Below are 24,817 nucleotides of genomic sequence, written 5' to 3' on the forward strand. Positions count from 1 at the left end.
AAGTGATTTAAAATTTTAGCCATTCTGTATATTCTTCATATAAATCATCGAACACAGCCATTGAAATGGGATAATTGCCTTGTGTCTCTATATAATCAGATATAATATGAAAATCTTTCTCTTGTCTTGGAAAAGATAAATCATCAAAAATTTCTTCTGCTAATTCACCTTTTTCGTTTTTACGACCTCTTGCCGTTAGCACAAATTGATAAAATGAATGATCTTTCATTAGTTCATTGTCACATCAACGATTTTTGTCTCGCCTTTAGTAATAGAATTTACATCTGCAACATTAAGAGATGAGGTATTATCAGAATTTGTGATAATGATTGGTGAAATTACAGATTTTGCATTTTCTTTAATATAATCTAAGTCAAAACGTAATAATGGATCGCCAACACTTACTGTATCTCCACTTTCAACTAAAACTTCAAATCCCTTGCCATCCAATTGAACTGTGTCTAAACCGATATGAACGAGCAATTCTAAACCATTATCAGCTTTTAAGCCTATAGCATGTTTAGTTGGAAATACATTATCTACTTTTCCGTCGATTGGTGATACGACTTCGCCTTCTGTTGGGTTTACTCCAAAACCTTCGCCCATCATTTTTTGTGCGAAAACTGGGTCTGGAATATCTTCAATTTTTACATATTCCCCTGTAATTGGCGCATAAATAACACTATCCTTATTGACTTCTTTACCTTTGCCGAATAATTTTTTAAACATATCTTGTTCGCTCCTTATTTTTCAAAATGTGATATTAAATCTTCATAGCCTAATTCTTCAAGCTTTTCGAAAGGAATAAATTGAACTGCTTGCGGAATTAATACAATATCTTAAACCGCCACTTTCTTTCGGTCCATCATTAAATACATGACCGAGATGACTGTTTGCATCATCTGAACGTACTTCTGTACGTACCATGCCGAAAGTTTTATCTACAAGTTCAACAACTTCTTCATCATCTAGAGCTTTAGAAAAACTAGGCCAACCACAATCTGATTCAAATTTTTCTTCTGAGGTGAATAAAGGTTTTCCTGAAATTTTATCGACATAAATACCTTTTTCATAATGGTTCCAGTACTCATTTTGGAATGGAGGTTCTGTTCCATTTTCTTGTGTAACTAGGTATTCCATTTCATTTAAACTATCTTTGCTTTTTTTAATCATTTTGTTCCCCCCAATGTTTTTCTATAAATGCTTTACGTCCTGATCCACGTTGATATTGCTCATAATGCAATGGATTTTTTTTATAATAATCTTGATGTTGTGATTCAGCAGGATAAAAGTTTTTATATGGTTTGATGGGTGTAATTACAGGATTATTAAAAATAGCCTGTTCATTTAATTGCTGTATTTTTGCTTCTGCGACTTTCTTTTGTTCTTCATTGTGATAAAAAATGGCTGGTTCGTAGTGTTCACCACGATCAAAAAATTGGCCACCATTATCAGTTGGGTCAAATGTTTTGAAATAAACATCTAAAATATTTTCGAAGGAAGTGATTTCAGAGTTATATGTGATTTGTACTGCTTCTACATGACCAGTTTGATTCGTACTTACACTTTCATAAGTAGGATTATCCAAGTGGCCACCACTATAACCAGAAACAACATTTTCGATACCTGGATAAGAAGTAAAAGGTTTAACTAAACACCAGAAACAACCGCCGACTAATGTCGCATAAGCCATAATATACCTCCTATATCTATTTTGTCATAAAGTTACCATTATTTTAAGAGATATGCTATCAAATTGTTTATAAATAATATAAGGACTGTAAATTTTCTTATTAATAGTAACAGCATATATGGAGCAAAATCATATTAAGATCTTAAAACAATTAATCCGATGGCGCCTTGACCAGCATGTGTTGAGATAACAGGTGTTGTTATATTTGTATCGAAATGATGGAAATTAAATTCTTCAGAAAATTGCTTTTTAACCTTATCTACAAATTCAATGACATTGGCATGAGCAATACCAATAGATTTTATATTCCTATCACCTATAAAGTGACTTATTTCTTTCTTTAAGAATTGAACACTTGCATTTTGCGTACGTGAATTGTGTAACATTTCAAGTTTACCATCAACAAGTGTACCAATCGGCTTAATTTTCATCATATTCCCAATTAAACCTTTTGTTTTACTAATACGCCCACCTTTAATCAGTTGATTAAGTTGGCCAATAACAACATAAAGTTTAATGTTTTTTTGTAATTCATTCAATTTTTCAATAATTTTTTCAGTTGCAATACCCTCATTATTCCATTCTACAACGTGCTGAATTTGATAACCTAAACCAAAAGAAATTGATTTAGAGTCTATAACCGTTACATTGCTATCAGAAATTTGACTGGCTTGCAGTGCAGTTTGATAAGTACCACTTAATCCCGAAGTGATATGAATACTAATGATTTCAGAACCATCAGCACCTAATTCATCATACATCTCAATGAATTTGCCAATCGTTGGTTGACTTGTTTTAACATCTGCATCATCCTGAATTCTTTGTATATATGCTTCAGAAGTGATATCGACTTGGTCTACATATGATTTTCCATCTATTGTTAAGTTAAGTGGTACAACATGGATATCATTTTCAACTAAATAGTCATTTGATAAGTCTGAAGTTGAATCGGTTACAATTTTCTTTTTAATCATAATGTCCTCCTATGAATTTTTCTTACGAATTAAATGTAAAAAAGTATGAGGAATTGTATTTTTGTCATCTAATTCCCCTTTTACTGATGATTCGACTTCCCAATCTTCGAATGTATAAGGTGGGAAAAATGTATCCCCATCAAATTTATCTTCAATTACTGTGATATACATATCGTCAACTTTATCAATCATTGCTTCAAATAATGATTGACCACCAAATACGAAAACATGGCCAGGTAAATCAAATATATCATCCATAGAATGAATTACATCAACGCCCTCATGTTGAAACGCTTTATTTCTAGTTAATACAACGTTTCGCCTGTTAGGAAGTGGTTTTCCTATAGAGTCGAATGTTGCGCGTCCCATAACGAGGGTATTGTTAGTACTTAATTTTTTAACGTGTTTAAGGTCATTCGGTAAATGCCAAGGCAATGTGTTATCTACGCCGATAACACGTTGTTGGTCATGCGCTACAAGTATTGATAGTGTCATATTTTTCCTCCCTACTGCTAATATAGTAAAATATTATTTTGAATTTTTAATAATTATCATATATTAATCAATTTTGATCGTTTTGTAGATTACACTGCTATCGGTGCTTTTATTGCTTGGATGAGAGTTATAATCTATAATTTCCAAATCCTCGTAATTGATATCAAAAATAGAAGCATCACTGTTGATTTTTAATTGAGGTGGTTCAAAACCATCACGTGATAATTGTGTTTCTATAGCATCAATATGATTAGCGTAAATGTGGGCATCGCCAAATGTATGCACAAATTCTCCAACCTCTAGTCCACATTCTTTCGCAATTAAATGCGTTAATAAACTATAACTAGCAATATTAAATGGCACACCTAAAAATATATCTGCACTTCTTTGATAAAGTTGACAACTTAATTTACCCTCTTGTACATAGAATTGAAACATCGTATGACATGGTGGCAATGCCATGGTATCTATTTCAGTTGGATTCCAAGCTGAGACAATATGACGTCGAGAATTCGGATTGTTTTTGATTTGTTCTATAACAGTCTTAAGTTGATCGAAATGGTTACCATTTTTATCTTCCCAGTCGCGCCATTGTTTACCATACACATTGCCTAAGTCACCAAATTTTTGGGCAAATGCATCATCGTTTAAAATCTGTTGTTTGAACTTTTGCATTTTTTCCTTATATAGTTTATTAAAAGATTCATCTGCTTGTGCTCTATGTCCAAAATCGGTCATATCTGGCCCTTTATAATCTGATGATTTCACATAATTCTCAAACGCCCATTCATTCCAAATATTGTTATTATATTGGAGTAAATATTTAATGTTCGTATCACCTTTGATAAACCACAATAATTCCGTTGCAATTAATTTAAAGGATACTTTTTTGGTTGTTAATAAAGGAAATCCTTTCGAGAGGTCAAATCTTAATTGATGTCCGAATTTTGAAATTGTGCCTGTATTTGTGCGATCATTTTTTTGTTTACCGATGTCTAAAATTTCTTCGCATAGATTGTGATATGATTGGTCAAAACTATTAAGCATAACAATCACACTCCTTTCTATTATTTATATTTATCTTATTGGAAATTACTGACAATTAAAAGAGTTTACTATTAATTGTGTAAAAAACAATTCACTTTATATAAAGTATACATTATTTTTTTGAAAACGTTTAAAATGTAGCATTATTTTTAAATTTAAAAAACCAACTTACCATATCTTAAATAATAAGTTAGATATGATAAGTTGGTTTAGAGAAACATTTATCCAAGTCCAATTACTATTATCATTTAATATAAAATAACAGATTATATTAAATTAAGTAATTAGCAATATTCATCGAAAGCATCTTTGATATCCATACAAATATCTTGAATATCTCTACCTTCAATATGTTCGCGTGGAATAAAATGTTTTAATTCTTGACCTTCAAATAAAGCGAATGATGGACTTGACGGTACTTGCTGAATAAATGATCTCATTTCTTCAGTAGCTTCCTTGTCTTGTCCTGCAAACACTGTGACTTTATTACTAGGTTTTTTATCGTTTTGTTCAACTACAGTCACTGCTGCAGGTCTTGCTAACCCAGTTGCGCAACCACATGTAGAGTTAATAACTACAAAAGTTGTGTCATCTGCTGCGACATTATTCATATAATTAGAAACTGCTTCAGCAGATTCTAAACTTTCAAAATCATGTTCTGTTAATTCACTACGCATTTGTGTAGATAATTCGTTCATATAAGCATCATATGCATTCATTGATAACACTCCTAAAATTTATCTTTTAATTCATTTTTATCAGTAATTACTTGTTTCTGTTAGCAATTTGTTTCCAAACGGATCCTAAAGCTTCGTCACCATTTTCAATTCTAGAAATTGCCATCTCTATTTGTAGTTTTACTTCGTATGCGGGGTCATCTGCATGTGCTCTTAATGATTCAAGTTGTTCAGGGCCACCTTCGTCAAAGATAAACATTGCCGCTCTCCATCTTACAATTTTTTGTGGGTCATTCAATGCTTTTTCCATTTCGGGTAGCGCTTGTTTGAAACCTAAATCGCTTAAACAATCTCCTGCCGTACGTCTTACTGCAGGACTTTTATCATTTAAACCTTTAAACAGATAAGGTAATACAGCCTTATCTTCCACCATTCCAAGTAGTACGATAGCTTCACGTCTCAAAGGTATTTTTTGCTCATCGCTCACTGCTTCACCTAATAATGGGAAATCTTGTACAGTTGGTGTTGGGAAGGATTTTAACATTCTTAATCTTTCTTTCCAGTCATCCGTGACTTGATAAGCTTCAAGCGTAACGTGTTGATATTGTTTTTCTGGTACAACAATATCTGTAGCTAATGCTTCTTGGACAAGTGTTTTTAAGCGTTCTTCAGGATAAATCGCAGTAATTTCTTCAAATACTTCAGACATAATATCGTCTAATTCACCGTAGCGCACACCTAAATCATCCCATTTGCGAAGAAAGACAATATTATCATTATCTTTTTGTGCGGCTAGCATGCTATCTATATAAATTTCTGGTAATTGTTTGCGTTTTTCTTCAGAGCTTGTAGTAAGTTTAATTTGATAAGGAATCCCCTTAAATTTTAATACTTCAGCCTTAACCTCTCCATAGTGTTCATCAGGCAAAGGTTCACTTATTTCTTCTTGGTCTTCATTTAACGTTGCAGTTACGTTAGGTAAAACATCTTCCCAATCAAATTTCGGCTTTTTGTCCACTGCTAAAAAGTCCATGACATAGAATATAGACTTAACGCCTTCTATTGCTAATACATCATTAATAAAATGAGGCTGTCCCTCTGCAACTGCAGTATACGTATTTGATTTATTATCTTCTCTTTTCTCACTCAAGACAATTTTCATTGTATTTGGACTTGGTGTAGGTTCAACACGAACAATTTCCATCAAGGAACCTCCTTGTTATATTTATATTCTTTCTAACGTAGCTAATATATTCGGTAATACATCATCCCACTCAACATTAGCTTGTTTATCAACTGAAATAAAATCCATAGCTTGGAATATAGATTTAACACCCTCTACTTCTAATACTGCATTAATAAATTCAGGTTGTCCTTCTTTTACTTTAGTATACGTGTTGGGTTTTGTGTCTCCACCTTCTACGCTATATACAAATTTCATTGTATTTGGATTTGGGGTTGCTTCTACATTTAAAATTTCCATGATAAATCCTCCTTATTGTAATTCATTTCCTATTTGTTTAATTTGTTTTCCAATTGAACACTCATTTATACAAAAGTGATGTGCCTGTGTTTTTCCTTCAGTCTTTCTGATATGATTTTTAAGCAAGCATTCTTTGCAGTAGGTGTTCATTAAATGATCTATCGCATCAATTGCTTCTTTTTCAGAATAAGTTAGAATAATCTTCACTCTCCTGTGTTTCTGTAAATAAAAGTATTTAATTATATTAAGATTTGACGCATGAAAGTATTATATCATTTGTAACTACGATTGTTTAATATTAAATTTGCAATTAAGATTAATGTAGAAATAATGTGTATTAATTTTTAAAGTATACTTGCAATTTTTAATTTATCTGATAAGATAATGCAGTTGTTAAATATGCGGTTTCTAAACACCCGCATCATCAAAATTTAGGAGGAATTTAAATTGTTTAACGAAGTTTTTGGTGTGTTAACGTTTTTAATCACATTTTTATTATTAGTCGCAATGTATCGCTTTTTTGGAAAACAAGGGTTAATTGCTTGGATTGCAATTGGTACAATTATCGCTAATATACAAGTAATAAAAACAGTAGATATTTTTACTATTTCTGCAACATTAGGTAATGTAATGTTTGCATCGATATATTTAGCTACTGACATTTTGAATGAGATATATGGTAGGAAAATTGCAAAGCGTGCGGTTTGGTTGGGTTTTAGTTCAACGTTAGTCATGATTATTGTCATGCAATTATCGTTACACTTCACCCCATCTCCCGTGGACACGACGGAAGGTGCATTAGATACAATATTTAATCTTGTGCCTAGAATTGCATTAGGTTCTGTTATTGCATATATCATTGGACAGCATTTAGATGTACTGCTATTTTCATTGATTAAAAAGGTGTTCAGTTCAGATAGAACATTTATTATTAGGGCGTATGGAAGTACGATAATTAGTAATATTATAGATACAGCATTATTCGTAGCTATTGCGTTTTTAGGAACAATGCCAAATGAAGCAGTATTTGAAATTTTTATAACAACTTACTTGTTGAAAATTATTTCTACAATATTTAACGTGCCGTTCGGTTACTGGGCAAAATCTATGTATCGAAAAGGTAAAATACAGAAATTAGATGAAGGTTACTAAAAAAACTCTGAAATTGGTTATATACCGATTTCAGAGTTTTTTTGATTTAAAACAGTAGTAATTTGTTCTCTTAGATATTCAAATGTTACATAACCATCGCTAGCTAGAAAGTGTCCTTGGTGTGGTATATGAATTGTTTGAGTTCCTAAAGCTTTAGACAAACGATCTGTTGCACGTATATCAACAACAGGATCATAATCGCTACCAATAGTAATAATATGTTGAGCATTAATGCGATCAAGCTGAATGTTAGTTTGTTTGATATAATAATCTAATTCTGGTAAATTCTTTAATGTTTCATTAAAGCCTGAAACTAAAAATAATCCTTTAATATGTGGGCATTGAGGAAGTTGAGATAAATAATTAAGCACGGATACTACCCCAAGACTATGAGCGACAATAAGCGTTTCGGAATTTAATTTATATGCCATACTATTGTGTAATGCTTTGTACCACTGATCTATATCTGGATGATTTGAGTCTGGTAAATATATGACTTCGACATCATAATCAGAAGCTTTCATTTTAGCGACTAACCATTGAAACCAATGGCTATCAGTATGTGCTTGATAACCATGTATAATAAACATATTTTTCAAAGTATCAGACCTCTCTTGCTCAACTCCGACTAATTAAGTATAAATTCAATGTATATCTATGATACGAAAAATATATTGAATTTCCAACTGATATGATTAGCGATTATATAGTATAAATGTAATAGTTTTGATAAGATTAGATTAACTTAAATAATGTGGGTGAATTTATGGCGAAAATATATTTTGATGCGGCTACTGCCGGTAATCCAGGTGAAAGTGCTTGTGCCGTTGTCATAGTAACAGACAATGAACGGATTCAGTATGACGCTAGTTTAGGTATAATGGATAACCATAGTGCTGAATGGGCCGCGTTAGTGTTTGCCTTAGAAAGTGCTGTGAAACACGAAGTGACGACGGCGATAGTTTATACAGATTCAAAATTAATTGAAGATAGTTTGAATAAGGGACGCGTAAAAAATAATAAATTCAAACCTTATTACAGTGAAATGTTAAAATTAGAACAACAGTTTGATTTACTTTTTGTAAGATGGATTCCTAGAAATCAAAATAAAGAAGCAAATCATCATGCTAAAAATGCACTATACAAAATTTCTAAAAATAAAAAAGGCAAATAATATAAAAAGTGGTCGCTAACTTTCCAGAAGGATTGCTAACAGCCACTTTTTATTTGTATGTTTAACTGAAATGAGTAGACAAGTATTTTCCTGATACGTATAACTCATGTTCGTTACAGATATTTAATATCTTAGTGATATCTGTACCAAATTTCATATCTTGTAATAACGTTGTTGTATCTAAAGGTACTTCAGTGTGAATTTTAGCTAAAGACTTGGAAACCTTTAAATTTTGCATATCATTACTTATTTTATTCTGTTGACCAGGTGTTAATTCGTCTATTGCGTCAACGACAGATTCTACAGAACCATAATTTTGAATAAGTTTAATTGCTGTTTTTTCTCCTATACCTTTTACACCAGGATAACCATCTGCGCTATCTCCCATAAACGCTTTTACATCAATAAGTTGTAACGGATTCAATCCATATTCACTTTGGAATCTATCAAGCGTGTAGCGATTATAAATGCTGAACCCCTTTTTAGTTAACCAAATTTCTACATTGGGATTGATACATTGTAGTATGTCTTTATCACCAGTTACTACATAAATTTGATTTTCATCAGAATATTGATGTGCTAAGGTTCCAATAACATCATCAGCTTCATAGTTCTGAACGCCAATGTTTACAAAACCAAATTGATTGGACACCTCTTTCACATAATCAAATTGAGGAATAAGTTCTTCAGGTGGTGCCGGTCTATTTTGTTTATACCCATCAAACATATCATTTCTGAAAGTGGATTTACCCATATCCCAACATACAGCTACATGTGTTGGCTGTATGTCATTGATTGCGCTAAATACGTGACGCACAAATCCTTGTATCCCATTTGTAGGTGTGCCTGAAGAATTGCGCATAAATTGTTTGTGAAGACTTGTAGCATAAAAATGGCGGAATAATAAAGCCATGCCATCTATTAGTAATATTTTATTAGACATTTTGTGTACCTCTTTCTTATTTACAATAACACTTTTAATTGTGCGTTCGTTTCTTGCAATTGTTGAATCAATGCATCATCGATTTCAAATGATAATAATTCTTTAATTTGACGATGAATATCACTTTCAAATTGCTTGAATTTTGTTTCAGCATTTTCGTCCATAACTAAGACAATTTCATTGAGTGCTTTTCTAAGATCAGCAATACAAGGGGCGAGCAACTTGATTGTTTCTTGTGTAATTTGTTCTTGTAATTCACCCTGTGTCTTAGGTTGCAGTATATTCTTTTTAGAAAGTGACTTAGGTAATGCATCAATCATATGACTTAACTCCACTTTTAAATAAGGTTCATCTAATTCAATATTGTTTTTATCAAATTCTGGTTCAATAAATACATGCAATTGTTCAAGTTTTTGTTTCAATGGCGCAATTTCATTATGCAATTGTTCGTGGAAGTATTTTTTGACGCGTTCAACAAGTAAGGATTGCTCCAAGTACAAGCGTTGATGAATTTGATCTAAATAAATTTTCGTAGATAGTCGTTTTTCTTCGTTGAAATTACTGTTTTTTGTCATTTGTCCATTATAAATAGATTTGACTTCATCTTGTAATTGTAATTTCAAACGTTCGTTTAAATGATAGATCTGGTCTTCTACTTCATTTGAAGCACGTTGTTCTGCAGTTTGTAATATGTTATAACTCAACACTGTTGATTGTTTATAATTTTTTAATTTTTGTTTACGTTGTTCAATTTGAGCTTTGTTATTCGTTGTTTCTTCAATCATTTGCTCAAACGCTTCGGAAATATGTGTGAGTTGTTTTAACATTTGTTGTTGGAGTATATATTTAGATTCAACTTGAGTAAAGTATTGAATACTCTCCTGTAATTTATCGATACCTTTATCGCCAGACTTAAGCGCCTCTCTACTAGAAACAGCAAAAATATCTGAATCCATGTTGACTTGAGTTAAAGCATCACCAACATATTCTATCACAGCATTTAAATCTTCGTCAGTTTCTGCTAAGTCGGTCGCATTTATAATCATTTTGAAGGCTTGATTTTCATTTAACTGGTTCATTTCTTTCATGTGTTCAATAAAGCGCTTGTCATTATTTGTAAATGAATGATTAAAATAACTAACATATAAGATTAAATCTGAAGATGTCAGTATTTTCTCAGTTTCGTTCGTATGACGTTGATTATTTGAATGTAAACCTAGAGAATCAACGATGATTTTATCTTTTAACCATTCTATTGGTAGTTTAAGGTGTACTGTATTTACAAACGTTGCATACTCATCTTCTGCACTCCACTTTTTAATGTCGTCTTGCGGAATAGTATGTGTTTGTCCTTCTTCTAACATGCGTTTATACATACTGTAATGTTTTTCAACTGCGTTCACAAAAGCCAATTGATTTTTTTCCAAAGTTGCTTTGATTTTATCTGTATTTTTACTTAAAAACGTATCAATACTTTCAAATGTTTTATTTTCAATTTCGAAAACTTGATTCAACTCATCTAAAAGTTGCTCAGATGATTTAAGGGTTATCTGACTTTCATGACCATAAGTTAATTCAGTCATTGTTGCAGTGGTTGGATTAGGAGAACTGACCAAGTGCGAACCACCTAATAGCGCATTAATTAAACTACTTTTGCACGCGCTAAATGTACCAAAGACCCCTATTTTAACAACTTTTTTCTCTAATCGAGTTAATGTATCATCAATATCTTGTTTTGTTTGTTCGAATAATGGGATGTCTTGAATTAATTCAAGTGCATTTTTGATGTTTTGTGTATTATCTTGGTTATCGTAATGTGTTGCAACAGTGTTCCTCTTACTTGCCTTCACAGTATCAGTATTGTCTTTCGCTGTGTATTTGATTTCTGTTCTGTCTATTAATTTATCCAAGGAGTCATCCATATGAATGTAATAATGCATATAATTTTGTGTTTCCAAAGACTCTCTTAAATTACGCATTTCCATAAATTTCACATAATCATTATAATCGTCTTCTTGTTCTGTGCCGATATCATTTGCTTGTGAATGGTTAATGGCTTTTTTAAATAATGGATCAGATTCTTTTGCAATGAATTTTTTGAGTGAAGCCATCAAATCATCTGCAAATGTTAAAACGTATTGATTACTAATCGTTATTTGCATTTGATATAAATCAGTTATGAGCTCTGGGTGTATTGTATAGTGTTGATTAAGAATGTCATCATTGACCTCTGAAGAATTTATAAATCGTGTTAAAAATGACATATCTTCTCTTAGTGGTTGTCTGACTTCTTGATTCACTTTGTCTTGGAGTTGTTCAACAACTGCTGTTAATCTCTTTTGCTGTTCTTCTAATGTTTTTTGTTTTTTATTAAATAAACCACCAACTTTAAAGTTTTTCGTACGACTTTCTAAATAAATTTTGATTTTTTCTCTCGTGTCATGCGTCATGATGTATGCATTATCTAAAATATCTTTACGTTTTTGCTTTAAAAAGTCATATAATTCATCAGGGTTATTTAATAACTTGGCTTCTTCACTGACCTCTTGATTTTGTTGGAAATTGAGATAAGCTTGATCAAAATCCGCTTCGAAAATATCAAGTTGTTCTAAAATATCTTGAATTTCATATTGAACATAAGATAATTGCTCATCAGTAATAAATTTAACAATTCGTTCCACATAATCCTCGATAGATTCTCTATGGGTGTCCTTTTCAATCAAATAATTAGAAAGCGCGTCAATTTCATTATATTCATGCTCATATTTTGACACATAAAAAATTTGATCTAATTCGATTTCCCACTCAGCGATTGATTTCTCTACGCGATCTTTAAATGTCTCAAAAGTAATTTCTTCTTCGCTATGTTTATCTATTTGATTAATTACAAATACCACAGGCACTTTTGCTGCATTTAACTGTTTCATAAATTGGAAATTTAAAGCTGATTGAACGTGGTTATAATCTACTGTATAAAAAAGTACATTACTCGTATACATAAATTCCTCAGTGCTTGATTGATGTGTTGCAACATTAGAATCTACACCAGGTGTATCTTGTAACGTGAAACCTTTTTTGAATTTGTCTGATGGAAATTTTATTTCTACAGATTCTACATCTATGTTTTCACGATTCATTTGTTTAACATCATCGTAATTATTTAATAATGTATATTGTTGATTGCTCAAGTTTGCAATAATTCCTGGTTCGTCTGACACAGAAACAATAGCCGTATTGCTTGTTGTTGGTACAGGTGAACTTGGCAAAATACTTTCTTCTAAGAGTAAGTTAATTAAAGTAGATTTCCCTGCTGAGAAGTGGCCCACAAAAGTTGCAGTGTATTGTTCTAAGTATACCTTTTTAATAACTTGATTGATGATGTGGACAAGACGTCCATTATTTGATTTTTCAACTTCTTTTTTTAGTTTATATAAAATATCGAGTTGCTCAGTATTAGACATGATATGTATCCCCTTTGATTACTTGTATGTAATTAATCTTATTGTATAACAAATTATTGTTTGTCTAAAGGTAGTAAGTGAAATTAAATTTCTTTTAATTACGTATTAATGATAATTTGTCTTAATGTTACGTTGCGTACGTAGTGTATTCTAATCACTAGGCTAATTATTAAAATATGTCGTTATGATATAAACGGCTGTAATAAAAAAGTCACTCCAAACATATTTGGAATGACAATAGCATAAGATAGTTTATGATGAGCTATCTTATATATCCGCTTCAGTATTGTTAGTCTGTCTATTGTTTAACTTACAGCTTTTATATACACTTACTTAATTATTAACTCCCTTTAGGTTTACTGTAATCAGTATTAGGCTTATTGATACCAATGTTTTCTTTTAAATAAAGGCTTGGATCTTTAGCAATTTTAACAGCGACAGTCGCTACACTTTTTCTAGATACTTCTGTGCCTTTGAAGGATTCATTTTTTTGAGTGATTTCATAATCAATCTCGTTTGTATGAGTTAACCACGCTGGTCTAAAAATAGTATAATCTAGCCCTGAATTTTCAATAATGTCAGCTGCTTCTTTATATACAGGTAGTCTATCACCTATTTGTTGCTTGGACCCATTCCCCAAATTCTCCTGGTACTTCATTATATATACCTAGAGAAGTTACGAAGATTAAACGTTTCACATCATTTGTTTGCATTGCTTTTACAATAGTCGTTGCTTCTTTATCAAGATCACCTGATAGACTAGCTATAACGATATCTACATCGTCCATTGCACTATTAACATCATCAAAGTTAGTAGCGTCACCTTCACGCACACGAATTCTATCTGATGCAAAGTCCGGTAATCGATTCGCATCTCTTAAAAATAATCTTAAGGTATAGGATGTGTTTTCTAAAAAAGAATTAATAGTCTGCTTTAGAAACTGCACCATTTGCCCCTAGAATTAATACTCTTGTCATCCAATCACTCCAATATCATTTTATTGTTACAGTAATTTTACTATATAATCAAAAATGTTTTAAGTCTCTTTTTATCTCCAAAATCTGAAATACGTTTGTTACATATAATCTGTTTATACTCACAGTACTATAGTTAACCTCTTTACCCTCATATTAAACTTAAAACATACTTGATTACAATCTGAGTGCTTAATTGATTACTATAATATATTGAATTGAAAAATCCCTAGATATGTTAAACAGTTCTTAAGTATCAACTTAATACAGTTTTCAACATCTAGAGATCTAATTGTAATGATAAACTTAAATTGTTAACGAATTACAGGGGTTTTATCTTTCTTAATTTTAAAGTACTGTGAAATGCTATAGACAATAATACCAATCCATATAAAAATGAACGTTACTAACTGGTCAATATTAAATGGTTCTTTAAATAAGAATATCCCTAATATAAACATCAACGTTGGAGCAATGTATTGTATGAAGCCAGTTAAAGACAAGGGAATTCTACGTGCGCCTGCTGAAAACAGTATTAGCGGAATCGCTGTAATCGCCCCTGAGAATAATAGCCAAAATGATGAACTATTAACTCCTAGAGAAGAACTCCCTTGTTGCCATATATACCATAGATATATAAAGCCTGCTGGAGCAGTAGCAATACATTCTATAGTGATACTGCTAATGGCATCTATCGGCACTAGTTTTTTAATTAATCCGTACAAGCCAAATGAACTTGCTAATAATAAGGAAATACCTGGGAATACACCCATTTTCAATGTCATATAGAGTACACCTATAACTGCTAATGCAATTGCGATCCACTCTAATTTATTAAAACGTTCTTTCAAGAAAATAAGCGCAAGTATTATACTTACGAGTGGATTAATATAATATCCTAAACTCGTTTGCAGCACATGACCATTTGCTACAGCCCATATGAATGTGCCCCAGTTAATTGTAATTACATAACCTGCTGCAATAATAGCAATGAGTTGAATTGGATTTGTAAAGAGTTGATGAACATCTCGTTTAAAGGGCCCAGTATTTTTAGTGAACACTACAACAAATAGCATAAATATCATCGAAAGCACAATTCTATATGCTAAGATTTCAAATGCGCCTAAATCTCTAATTAAATCCCAATATATGGGTAGGACGCCCCATAATATATAAGCGACAAAAGCGAATACGATACCCTTTTTAAATTCAGTGTTCAAAAGATGCACCTCTTTCTACTTTTTCAATTTATCAAATTTTAATTTTGAGGTTTTCTTTTACCCCAATACTGATAATACGTACATTCAATATATCCATTAAATAACTTTCTACGCTTAGTCGCCTTTTGGTTAACTAAATGTTCAAATTCTGTACTACTTGTCAAAATATAAGTAGATAGATGAGGATGTTGTTGCATTAGTTCACCAATATAGCGATACATAACTTCTACTTCATCACGGTCACCGATACGTTCACCATATGGCGGGTTACCTATAAGTGCGAGTGGTTCCTCTGTATCTATTGTAAGTGTATTAACATCTTTCACGCTAAATTGAATAATATCAGCTAATCCAACTTCTTCAGCGTTTCTGCGTGCAATATCTATCATTTCTGGATCGATATCCGAAGCATAGATTTCAAGTTTTCTATCGTAATTAGCTTGTTGATCTGCCTCGTCTCTCATTTCGTCATATAAATTGTCAGGCATCATGTCCCATTTTTCAGAAACAAAATCACGATTAAACCCAGGTGCAATGTTTTGCGCGATTAAGCAAGCCTCTATTGCTATTGTGCCTGAACCACAGAATGGATCTATTAACGGCGTATCACCTGTCCAATTCGCTAAACGAATTAAACTTGCCGCAAGTGTTTCTTTAATTGGTGCTTCACCCTGAGCTAAACGATAACCACGTTTATTCAATCCTGAACCAGAAGTGTCTATTGTAAGAAGTGCATTATCTTTTAATATTGAAACTTCCACTGGGTATTTTGCACCTGTTTCATTTAACCAACCGCGTTCTTGATACGCACGTCTTAAACGTTCAACAATTGCTTTTTTTACAATTGCTTGGCAATCAGGAACACTAAACAACGTCGATTTCACACTACGACCTTGTACTGGGAAGTTACCATCTTGTTCAACAATTGTCTCCCATGGTAAAGCCTTTGTTTTTTCAAATAACTCATCAAATGTAGTGGCTTTAAATTGACCTACTACAATTTTAATTCTGTCGGCTGTACGTAACCATAAATTACACTTAACAATTGCAGATTCGTCACCTTCAAAAAATATTCTGCCATTTTCGACAGTTGTTTCATAACCTAATTCTTGAACTTCTTTTGCCACAACTGCTTCTAATCCCATAGGACATACGGCTAATAATTGATACATTAGTTTGCTCCTTCTTAAATAAAGATTTACTTATATTTTATCAAAAAAATTTTTAAATAGATATGACATTGTACTAAGTTCTAATGCAACTCAGGTTAATGAATATCTTCTATAACTTTAGAAATTAAAAAAGCTCTCCTATGTGGGAGAGCTTGGGTCTAGTGATGATATTTCTGTAAGCCATGTTTTGTACCGTTGTACTGCTATCGTGTACTAGATACACTCGTACGCTGGTGGTAACCATCTGTCTACATGCTTTTAAAAGCATGTCCTATTTATACGTTGAATTCCGTTAAATAAGTGCTCCTACCTAATTTGGATTGCTCACTCGAGGGGTTTACCGCGTTCCACCTTTTATATTTCTATAAAAGCTACGTCACTGTGGCACTTTCAAACTATTTTAACCGTATCTATAAGACTTAGGTTATTTCATTGCCGTCAATTTAATGCCTTGACTTATTTTTTCATCAAGCACGAACACTACAATCATCTCAGATTGTGTGAGCATGGACTTTCCTCTATATTGCTATAGCGATCACCCAAAACACCATCTTTGAAAGTATACCATGCTTTAGACGGCTAAACAAACAAAATAAACCAAGTTTTGAATGAAATCAAAACTTGGTTTTATGTAGATGAAGCTATATCTACGATTTGCACACACTATAATCATTCATTAGCGTGTTATTTTCCAAATACCGCTTTTTCTAAGTTAGAAATTCTTTTTAGAATATCAACATTATTATTATTGTTATTGTTGTTATTACTCTTAGTTGCAGTATTACTATTGGAAGAGAAATTCTTATTTTCTTGTGGTCTTGACGTTGCTACACGTAATCTAAGTTCTTCAAGTTCTTTTTTTAGTTTATTGTTTTCTTCGGAAAGCTTAACAACTTCACTATCTAAGTCTGACATTTTTTGATAATCGGCTATGATGTCGTCTAAGAAGGCATCGACTTCTTCCCTTCTATAACCACGTGTCATAGTTTTTTCAAAATCTTTTTCATAAATATCCTTTGCTGATAATTTCAATGAAATATCTGCCATTTTTTCCCACCTCATTCGAAACTTTGTTCTTGAGACCACTGTAAATCATTGATGAACTCAGTTAATTCATCGAACGTCACAATGTCACAAGTATAATTTGTTTTTTCCATAAAATCAACTAACATTTGCTTGAAGAATTTTGGACTTGCTTCTTGCTCCTCATCATATATTAATAATGTTTGATCTGTGTGATCTAACATGAACTGATCTGTCTGTTTAAATTGATGAGGTCCTTCGTATGGTGAATGAAACACACTATCTACAAAATCAGCCTTTTGTGTGATATTTTGATATTTAGCTTGATTTTGTTCGTTCCATCTATCGCTGTGACCATAAAACGGCGTTATAATACCCAATTTAAGTTCTGGATATGTTGCTTTCAAATCAAGTACTACTTCTGCTGTCCATAACTCTATACCCATCTGTCCTTGTATTAATACCCATTCTAAGCCTTCTTCAATCAATTGATTTAATTTATGTGCTATAAATTTTTTTAAATAGGAAACTTCTGGAGCATCATCTTTGAAAATATTAAGTTCATAAGATTTATAGCCTGTGACATAAACTGTTTTTATCATAGATACAACTCACTTCTTTGAATATAGCTTAAATCATATTGAACAGCCTTTATTTTTTCTGTGAATAACTTTCTGCTTGAGCGCTTAAAGTGGCACTCCACAGATAATTCTTCGATATTAGAAACTAATAAATCAAATTTTTGTTTGTTCATATATTGCAATTGAAGTATTTGAGTTTCATATTGAATAAAGGATGTGAGCAATTCATCAATATTATTCGTGAATGGGACGACAACAGAATAAAAATCATAATCTTCGCCAGATGCTTTTACGGATTCATATTTATCTTGCATAAGCTGTACATCATCTAATAATTGCGTAATTAACTGTTGCATGAAGTTTCCTCCTACACAATAAATTTACCATAAAAGACAATGTGCGTCATTTCTAAAGCGTCGTCTTACAATTATGTTATAATAGCGCCTTATTTAGTTCCAAATATTGTTTAATTATGCAAAGCACGTTAAAATGTACTTGATGTATTTGTAAATACATTGATTCATATTTCAAGGTTTGGAAAAATTTGCCAAAGTCGGGTATAATGGAAAAAGTTTTTGATTTCCAAACTAAAGTGGTGAAAAACAATGAATTACCCTAATGGGAAACCATTTAATAGAAATAAGTCTCAAGTCGGACGAACTCATAAGGGTCAAACGGGTAAAATAGACTATGGTGGCAGAGGTATGTCGCTTGAAAATGATATCGAACTGTCGAACACTTACTATTTGAACCATGGAATGGCGGTTATACATAAAAAACCAACGCCTGTTCAAATCGTAAATGTTCATTATCCTATGAGAAGTAAGGCTGTAATTAATGAGGCTTATTTCCGAACGCCGTCTACAACTGATTATAATGGTATTTATAATGGACATTACCTTGACTTTGAAGCGAAAGAAACGAAAAATAAAACTTCTTTCCCATTGAGTAATATGCATGAACACCAAGTTTCACATATGGCGTCTTGTTTCAAACAAAATGGAATAGTATTTTTATTAATTCGATTTAAAACGCTTGATGAAGTATATCTACTTCCCTATTCTAAGTTTGAATACTTTTGGGAAAGACATACAAATAACATTAAAAAGTCGGTAACGGTTGAAGAAGTAAGAAAAAATGGTTACTATATTCCTTATCAGTATCAACCACGATTGAATTACCTCAAAGCTGTTGATAAGTTGATATTAGATGAAAGTGAGGACCGCGTATGACGGAGAAAAAAAGGACTTCCCAATCTAAAAAGAAAGGTAAGTCCGAGCAAAAAAAGAATAGGAATATTAAACGAACGATAATCAAGATAATTGGCTTTCTTATCATTGCCTTCATTGTCTTAGCGTTAATAGGTATCTTGTTATTTGCTTATTATGCTTGGAAAGCTCCGAGCATTTACTGAGTCAAAATTACAAGATCCAATCCCAGCTAAGATTTATGATAAAGATGGAGAATTGGTGAAAACAATTGATAACGGACAACGACGTGAACATGTTGAATTAGATGAAGTACCTAAAGCAATGAAGGATGCTGTTTTGGCTACAGAAGATAATCGCTTCTACAGTCATGGTGCACTTGACTATAAACGTCTGTTCGGCGCTGTTGCCAAAAATATCACTGGTGGATTTGGTTCGCAAGGTGCATCGACTTTAACACAACAAGTTGTTAAACGATCATTCTTGACAGATAAAAAATCTATCGCACGTAAGGCACAGGAAGCATACTTATCATACAGATTAGAACAAGAGTACAGTAAAGATGAAATATTCGAAATGTACTTGAATAAGATTTATTATTCTGATGGTGTTTATGGTGTGAAAGCGGCAGCTAAATATTACTTTGATAAAGAATTGAAAGATTTAACTTTAACTGAGGAAGCATATCTTGTCGGATTACCACAAGTACCAAATACGTATAATGTTTATGATAATCCTGAAGAAGCGGAATCACGTAAAAATACTGTGCTATATCTCATGGAATATCATAATAGGATTTCTAAAGAAGAGAAAGAAAAAGCACAAGATACTAAAATACAAGATACACTTGTTCAACGAACTAATGAAGAACGACAAGTAAGCAATGATGATTCTAAAAAAGAATATGATTCATATATTAATTTTGTGAAATCAGAGCTTATGAATAATAAAGCGTTCAAAGGTGAAGATTTAGGATCTGTATTAAATAGTGGCATTAAGATTCATACGAATATGGACAAAGATGTTCAAGATACATTGCAAGAACGTATAGATAATGGTAGCTACTATAAAAATGATGATCAACAAGTTGGTTCATCTATCGTAGATAGTGAAACTGGTGAACTTGTTGCAATATCTGGTGGTAGAAATTATAAAGACGTCGTTGATAGAAACTTAGCAACAGATGCACACCCTACCGGATCGTCATTAAAACCATTCTTATCTTATGGTCCAGCAATTGAAAACATGTCTTGGGCAACAGATCATGCCATGAAAGATGAAGAAGAATATCAAGTTGATGGTGTTACATTTAGAAACTATGACTTGGAAAGTCACGGAACAGTTAAACTTTATGATGCATTACGTCAAAGTTTCAACATCCCTGCCTTAAAAGCTTGGCAATCAACAAAAGAAAATGCTGGAAACGATGCACCGAAGAAATTCGCTGAAAAAGTAGGATTAGAATACGAAGGAGATATTGGACCTTCTGAAGTATTAGGTGGTTCTGCATCTGAGTTCTCTCCTACACAATTAGCATCAGCATTTGCTGCAATTGCAAATGGTGGCGAGTACAACAATGCACATTCTATTGAAAAAGTTGAAAAACAAGATGGCGAAGTCATTGAATATGACCATACAAGTAAAAAAGCTATGAAAGATTCTACTGCTTATATGCTAGCCGAAACACTTAAAGGTACATTTGAGGCTTATGGCTCTGCATATGGACATGGCATTTCTGGATTAAACATAGGTGCTAAGACAGGTACAGGTACTTATGGTCAACAAACTCAGCAACAGTATAATCTACCTGATGATGCTTGCTAAAGATGTTTGGATTAATGGTTTCACTCCTAAATACAGTATGTCTGTATGGATGGGATTCAATGAAGTTAAACAAGGCGGAACAAACTCATTTGTAGGAAGTGATGAACAAGAATATCCTCAATTCCTATTAGAAGATGTAATGTCTAATATTTCGCCACGCGATGGTGAAGACTTCACGAAACCAGATTCTGTTAGCGGAGACAGTAAAGATAATTTATCAGTTAAAGGTGAACCTGATGACAATACAACTGATAATGATCCTAAAGGTCAAGGCAGTAACAGTGATTCAGACAGTGATTCTGATAGTGATTCAGACAGTAATAGTTCAAGTAGTAACAATACTGGTAGCACAAATACCAATAATACAAGTGGTACAAACACTACCAATGCAAATAGAAGTGGAACAGCTACTTCAAATAGTACACAATAACAAGATTTTAGTTTTAAAAGACCCGCTTTCCATATTAATTGGAATCGGGTCTTTGTTTTTAGTTAAAGTATATTTATATATCAATTCATCAAACAGATACAATCATGAATAAAAAAACAGCGTAAGTCTCCTAACTTTGAGAGCTTACGCTGTTTTTAATTGTTTAATGTTTGTTTTTTAGACGAATTTGATAAGATGCGTTCATTTTAATAAGTTCTGATTTTAATGTTTTCATTTGGCTGTAACCCATAAAATGATATTTACGTGCTATCATATAATGATATCTTTCTTCAAAGTTCATTGGAACGACAGCATATTCATCTAAGCAATTAAAATCAATCATTTCAATATCATTAATTTGTTGAAAGTAAAGTTGAATCAGATTAAAGTATTGATCTAACAATCTTTTTGCTTCTGGTAATTTTAATTTTTTTACTTTCGCGTATGAATCCAATTCCAGTTCTAACTTTGTAAAGTCTTCTTTTGTAATCATTTTATTCATGCCTCTTTCAAACTTGCTTTATAGCGCTTTTGACCTTCCCTACATTCTTCGAATAATGGACAAACATCGCATTTTGGTTTACGAGCTAAGCAATGATAGCGACCGAAAAATATGAGTTGATGATGTGTTTTGTTCCATCTTTCTCTAGGAACTACTTTACACAATTTATCCTCTACTTGACGTACATTATCTTTCCATCGGCATATCCCTAAACGTTTTGAGATACGTTCTACATGTGTATCTACAGCTAATGAAGGTTCTCCAAAAGCTACGCTCATAACGACGTTGGCCGTTTTTCTACCCACACCTGCTAAGCTTTCTAACTCATCATGTGTTTGAGGAATCTTACCATCAAATTTATCTAAAAGCGATTGACTTAATTTTTGAATATTTTTGGCTTTATTTCTATATAAACCAATAGTACGTATATCATTTTCTAATTCTGAAATATCCACACTTAAATAATCTTCGGGTGTTTTATATTTTTCAAATAAAGGTTTCGTGAGTTTATTTACAGAAATATCAGTTGTTTGTGCAGATAAGAGTACAGCAATTGTAAGTTCAAACGCATTGTCATGGACAAGTTCACATTCAGCGTTTGGAAACATTTCAGCTATGACATCAACCATTTCAAGTGCTTTTTTATTACTTACCATTTGGATTCTCCCCATTCAGCCAATCAAATTTAGGGACCTTGCTAACTGTATGTTTCATTTTAGGTTGGTTAAATTGGCGGCTAATTTTTTTGAGTCTTCAATCGTTTTTACATTATTCTTCTTCCAATTCAGTAAAATACGATCGATATATTTAAAACTCATTTTATTTTGGCTCTCTGCTTCATTTAAAGCGACTTGAATGACACTTAAATCATGTTTATCTATATCTAGCCATTGATTTAATGTTTCTATCTCGTATGGAGATAAAGGCCTGCCAAACGCTTGTTCAATTTTTTGAAATAGTGTATTGAACTCTAGTTCAGATTCGTGTTCATCTTGTTTTACATTCATTTGTTGCATAATTTCACTTAATCGATCATAGAACTGATTAAGGTTCATATATTCAGTAAACTTGCCTTCTTCGTCTTTATTGACATTAAGCTCTAGTAAATCATGTTGTATTAGAGTTTGAATGATTGAAGTGATTTCTCTTGAATCTAATGCGAGCCTTGCTGTAAAGATTCAATTGAAGGTTGTTTATTAGAGGTTTCTGATGCATGTAATAATTTGATTAAAATAACTAACTCTGTTTCATTTAAACCTAATTCATTGTAATGATCAAGTAGTTCTTTTCGAATTACGACTGGTCTCGTTTTTAATTGTTCTCTATCCAAAGTAGCCCCTCCCATCTTTGATATTGCTATAAAAACGTCCGACCATTATTTGTGGACTGGACGCTTATTGTGAATCTTATTTTAAATATTATGGATATAATCGATTAAGTAAGCGTGGGAATGGTGCAGTTTCACGGACATGGTCTACACCCGATAACCAAGCTACAGTTCTTTCTAATCCTAAACCGAAACCACTATGAGGTACACTGCCATAACGACGTAAATCTAAATAATAACTATAACTCTCAGCGTCTAAGCCATATTCGTTAATACGTTGCTCTAGTAAGTCAAGGTCATTTATACGTTCAGACCCACCTATAATTTCGCCATAACCTTCAGGTGCAATGAGATCTGCACACAGTACAGTATCTTCATTTTCTGGATTTGGTTGCATATAGAAAGGTTTGATTTTTGTTGGATAGTTAGTGATAAATACTGGTAAATCATAATGATTAGCGATAGCCGTTTCATGTGGAGAACCGAAATCTTCGCCCCATTCTATATCGTCAAAACCTTGTTCTTTTAAGAATACTACAGCATCATCGTATGTGATACGTGGGAATGGTGTAGTTACTTTTTCAAGTTTAGATGTATCACGCTCTAATATATTAAGTTCAAGTTTACAATTATTTAATACAGATTGAATCACATGTGTCACATATTGTTCTTGGATTTCTAAACTTTGTGCATGTTCACAAAAAGCCATTTCAGGTTCAATCATCCAGAATTCAATTAAATGACGACGTGTTTTAGATTTTTCAGCACGGAATGTTGGACCAAATGAGAACACTCTACCGTGAGCCATTGCGCTGACTTCCATATAAAGCTGTCCACTTTGAGATAAGAATGCGTCTTCATCAAAGTATTTTGTATGGAATAGCTCGCTTGTGCCTTCAGGTGCACTTGCTGTTAAAATAGGTGGATCAATTTTTGTGAAACCATTGTCATTAAAGAAGGCATAAGTTGCACGAATAATCTCATTTCTAATTTTCATTACAGCATGTTGTTTTTTAGAACGTAACCATAAATGACGATGATCCATTAAAAATTCTGTACCATGGTCTTTAGGTGTAATTGGGTAATCATGAGCTTCTGAGATTACTTCTATAGATTTCACTTGCATTTCGTAACCAATATCTGAGCGATTATCTTCAGATATAATGCCAGTAATATAAATAGATGATTCTTGTGTTAATTCTTTAGCTAATTTAAATATTTCCTCAGTTACTTCTGCTTTTGCAACGACACCTTGCATAAAGCCCGTACCATCTCTTAATTGTAGGAATGCTATTTTCCCACTTGAACGTTTATTAGTTAACCAAGCGCCAATAGTCACTTCTTGGTTTAGATATTTTTTAGCTTCTTTAATCGTTGTCTTCATAGCCAGTCTCCTAATAATATTGTAGTCTTCTTTTCTTTATCCTTATATATTTTAACAAAATCGATGTATAAG

23 protein-coding genes, 1 other RNA gene and 5 pseudogenes are annotated in these 24,817 nt (G+C 32.5%); 4 read left to right on the forward strand and 25 right to left on the reverse strand.

Annotated features, from left to right (window positions below; all coding sequences use genetic code 11):
• Nucleotides 1–7: 7 nt before the first annotated feature.
• The 11 genes and pseudogenes from ABLV90_RS11260 to ABLV90_RS11310 form a co-directional block, all read right to left on the reverse strand.
• A complete protein-coding gene (locus tag ABLV90_RS11260) occupies nucleotides 8–229 on the reverse strand; it encodes a YozE family protein (protein WP_046465334.1) in 222 nt (73 codons plus the stop codon).
• Complete coding sequence (locus tag ABLV90_RS11265; protein WP_046465335.1) at nucleotides 229–729, reverse strand: PTS sugar transporter subunit IIA; 501 nt, start codon at nucleotides 727–729, stop codon at nucleotides 229–231. The genes ABLV90_RS11260 and ABLV90_RS11265 overlap by 1 nt, the downstream gene beginning before the upstream one ends.
• Nucleotides 730–743: 14 nt before the next feature.
• Nucleotides 744–1,173, reverse strand: a pseudogene (gene msrB / locus ABLV90_RS11270) (peptide-methionine (R)-S-oxide reductase MsrB).
• A complete protein-coding gene (gene msrA / locus ABLV90_RS11275; RefSeq protein ID WP_460872651.1) occupies nucleotides 1,166–1,693 on the reverse strand; it encodes a peptide-methionine (S)-S-oxide reductase MsrA in 528 nt (175 codons plus the stop codon). Before msrA ends, msrB begins: the two are co-directional and overlap by 8 nt.
• A 134-nt stretch (nucleotides 1,694–1,827) precedes the next feature.
• The gene (locus tag ABLV90_RS11280; RefSeq protein ID WP_460872652.1) at nucleotides 1,828–2,667 is read right to left on the reverse strand and encodes a DegV family protein; all 840 of its coding nucleotides are present in this window, start codon (nucleotides 2,665–2,667) and stop codon (nucleotides 1,828–1,830) included.
• A 9-nt stretch (nucleotides 2,668–2,676) separates the two neighbouring features.
• Entirely contained in the window at nucleotides 2,677–3,162 is a 486-nt protein-coding gene (locus ABLV90_RS11285) for a dihydrofolate reductase (RefSeq protein WP_069815623.1), read from the reverse strand.
• Nucleotides 3,163–3,251: 89 nt separating this feature from the next.
• Nucleotides 3,252–4,209, reverse strand: a pseudogene (locus tag ABLV90_RS11290) (thymidylate synthase).
• 284 nt (nucleotides 4,210–4,493) lie between these two features.
• Complete coding sequence (gene brxA, locus ABLV90_RS11295) at nucleotides 4,494–4,928, reverse strand: bacilliredoxin BrxA (protein ID WP_460872653.1); 435 nt, start codon at nucleotides 4,926–4,928, stop codon at nucleotides 4,494–4,496.
• A 46-nt stretch (nucleotides 4,929–4,974) separates the two neighbouring features.
• Nucleotides 4,975–6,090: a conserved virulence factor C family protein gene (locus tag ABLV90_RS11300; RefSeq protein WP_460872654.1), complete on the reverse strand. Its 1,116-nt coding sequence runs from the start codon at nucleotides 6,088–6,090 to the stop codon at nucleotides 4,975–4,977.
• 21 nt (nucleotides 6,091–6,111) lie between these two features.
• On the reverse strand, nucleotides 6,112–6,369 hold the full coding sequence (locus tag ABLV90_RS11305; protein ID WP_002507599.1) for a NifU N-terminal domain-containing protein: 258 nt from the start codon (nucleotides 6,367–6,369) through the stop codon (nucleotides 6,112–6,114).
• Nucleotides 6,370–6,381: 12 nt separating this feature from the next.
• Nucleotides 6,382–6,576, reverse strand: a complete 195-nt coding sequence (locus tag ABLV90_RS11310; RefSeq protein WP_046465342.1) for a zinc-finger domain-containing protein — start codon at nucleotides 6,574–6,576, stop codon at nucleotides 6,382–6,384.
• Between the two features lie 240 nt (nucleotides 6,577–6,816).
• On the opposite strand from ABLV90_RS11310, the gene ABLV90_RS11315 reads away from it, so the two are divergent.
• The gene (locus tag ABLV90_RS11315; RefSeq protein WP_427707830.1) at nucleotides 6,817–7,521 is read left to right on the forward strand and encodes a queuosine precursor transporter; all 705 of its coding nucleotides are present in this window, start codon (nucleotides 6,817–6,819) and stop codon (nucleotides 7,519–7,521) included.
• Between the two features lie 17 nt (nucleotides 7,522–7,538).
• On the opposite strand, the gene ABLV90_RS11320 is transcribed toward ABLV90_RS11315, so the two are convergent.
• On the reverse strand, nucleotides 7,539–8,111 hold the full coding sequence (locus ABLV90_RS11320) for an RBBP9/YdeN family alpha/beta hydrolase (RefSeq protein ID WP_460872880.1): 573 nt from the start codon (nucleotides 8,109–8,111) through the stop codon (nucleotides 7,539–7,541).
• 176 nt (nucleotides 8,112–8,287) lie between these two features.
• Between ABLV90_RS11320 and ABLV90_RS11325 the strand changes: the two genes are divergently transcribed.
• Nucleotides 8,288–8,695, forward strand: coding sequence for a ribonuclease HI family protein (locus ABLV90_RS11325; protein ID WP_427704429.1), 408 nt, complete (start codon nucleotides 8,288–8,290; stop codon nucleotides 8,693–8,695).
• Between the two features lie 61 nt (nucleotides 8,696–8,756).
• On the opposite strand, the gene ABLV90_RS11330 is transcribed toward ABLV90_RS11325, so the two are convergent.
• From ABLV90_RS11330 to ABLV90_RS11370, 9 genes and pseudogenes are all read right to left on the reverse strand, one after another.
• The gene (locus tag ABLV90_RS11330; RefSeq protein ID WP_046465346.1) at nucleotides 8,757–9,638 is read right to left on the reverse strand and encodes a 5'-3' exonuclease; all 882 of its coding nucleotides are present in this window, start codon (nucleotides 9,636–9,638) and stop codon (nucleotides 8,757–8,759) included.
• Nucleotides 9,639–9,658: 20 nt separating this feature from the next.
• Nucleotides 9,659–13,099: a dynamin family protein gene (locus ABLV90_RS11335; protein ID WP_460872656.1), complete on the reverse strand. Its 3,441-nt coding sequence runs from the start codon at nucleotides 13,097–13,099 to the stop codon at nucleotides 9,659–9,661.
• Nucleotides 13,100–13,439: 340 nt separating this feature from the next.
• Nucleotides 13,440–14,077 (reverse strand): annotated as a pseudogene (locus tag ABLV90_RS11340) (SDR family oxidoreductase).
• Nucleotides 14,078–14,388: 311 nt separating this feature from the next.
• Complete coding sequence (gene rarD, locus ABLV90_RS11345; RefSeq protein WP_460872657.1) at nucleotides 14,389–15,294, reverse strand: EamA family transporter RarD; 906 nt, start codon at nucleotides 15,292–15,294, stop codon at nucleotides 14,389–14,391.
• A gap of 38 nt (nucleotides 15,295–15,332) precedes the next feature.
• On the reverse strand, nucleotides 15,333–16,466 hold the full coding sequence (locus ABLV90_RS11350) for a THUMP domain-containing class I SAM-dependent RNA methyltransferase (RefSeq protein WP_285323177.1): 1,134 nt from the start codon (nucleotides 16,464–16,466) through the stop codon (nucleotides 15,333–15,335).
• A gap of 171 nt (nucleotides 16,467–16,637) precedes the next feature.
• Nucleotides 16,638–17,013: RNase P RNA component class B (gene rnpB / locus ABLV90_RS11355), an RNA gene on the reverse strand.
• 137 nt (nucleotides 17,014–17,150) lie between these two features.
• Nucleotides 17,151–17,513, reverse strand: coding sequence for a DivIVA domain-containing protein (locus ABLV90_RS11360; RefSeq protein ID WP_427707834.1), 363 nt, complete (start codon nucleotides 17,511–17,513; stop codon nucleotides 17,151–17,153).
• A gap of 11 nt (nucleotides 17,514–17,524) precedes the next feature.
• The gene (locus ABLV90_RS11365) at nucleotides 17,525–18,091 is read right to left on the reverse strand and encodes an SLOG family protein (protein ID WP_021339200.1); all 567 of its coding nucleotides are present in this window, start codon (nucleotides 18,089–18,091) and stop codon (nucleotides 17,525–17,527) included.
• Entirely contained in the window at nucleotides 18,088–18,426 is a 339-nt protein-coding gene (locus tag ABLV90_RS11370) for a DUF1798 family protein (protein ID WP_046465352.1), read from the reverse strand. The genes ABLV90_RS11365 and ABLV90_RS11370 overlap by 4 nt, the downstream gene beginning before the upstream one ends.
• A 249-nt stretch (nucleotides 18,427–18,675) precedes the next feature.
• Between ABLV90_RS11370 and recU the strand changes: the two genes are divergently transcribed.
• Both recU and ABLV90_RS11380 read left to right on the forward strand, forming a co-directional pair.
• Nucleotides 18,676–19,302, forward strand: coding sequence for a Holliday junction resolvase RecU (gene recU / locus ABLV90_RS11375; protein WP_285323178.1), 627 nt, complete (start codon nucleotides 18,676–18,678; stop codon nucleotides 19,300–19,302).
• Nucleotides 19,299–21,532 (forward strand): annotated as a pseudogene (locus ABLV90_RS11380) (transglycosylase domain-containing protein). Before recU ends, ABLV90_RS11380 begins: the two are co-directional and overlap by 4 nt.
• 163 nt (nucleotides 21,533–21,695) lie before the next feature.
• Here ABLV90_RS11380 and ABLV90_RS11385 read toward each other — a convergent pair.
• The 4 genes and pseudogenes from ABLV90_RS11385 to asnS all read right to left on the reverse strand — a co-directional run bounded on the left by ABLV90_RS11385 (nucleotide 21,696) and on the right by asnS (nucleotide 24,745).
• A complete protein-coding gene (locus tag ABLV90_RS11385; RefSeq protein WP_427704421.1) occupies nucleotides 21,696–22,025 on the reverse strand; it encodes a YpoC family protein in 330 nt (109 codons plus the stop codon).
• A 5-nt stretch (nucleotides 22,026–22,030) separates the two neighbouring features.
• On the reverse strand, nucleotides 22,031–22,690 hold the full coding sequence (nth, locus tag ABLV90_RS11390; protein WP_046465356.1) for an endonuclease III: 660 nt from the start codon (nucleotides 22,688–22,690) through the stop codon (nucleotides 22,031–22,033).
• Nucleotides 22,680–23,364, reverse strand: a pseudogene (locus ABLV90_RS11395) (DnaD domain-containing protein). The gene nth and the pseudogene ABLV90_RS11395 overlap by 11 nt, the downstream one beginning before the upstream one ends.
• Before the next feature lie 88 nt (nucleotides 23,365–23,452).
• Nucleotides 23,453–24,745: an asparagine--tRNA ligase gene (gene asnS, locus ABLV90_RS11400; protein WP_460872658.1), complete on the reverse strand. Its 1,293-nt coding sequence runs from the start codon at nucleotides 24,743–24,745 to the stop codon at nucleotides 23,453–23,455.
• Nucleotides 24,746–24,817: the final 72 nt, after the last annotated feature.

The organism is Staphylococcus sp. 2S1 (genome assembly GCF_046721335.1).
Taxonomy (GTDB): domain Bacteria; phylum Bacillota; class Bacilli; order Staphylococcales; family Staphylococcaceae; genus Staphylococcus; species Staphylococcus equorum_A.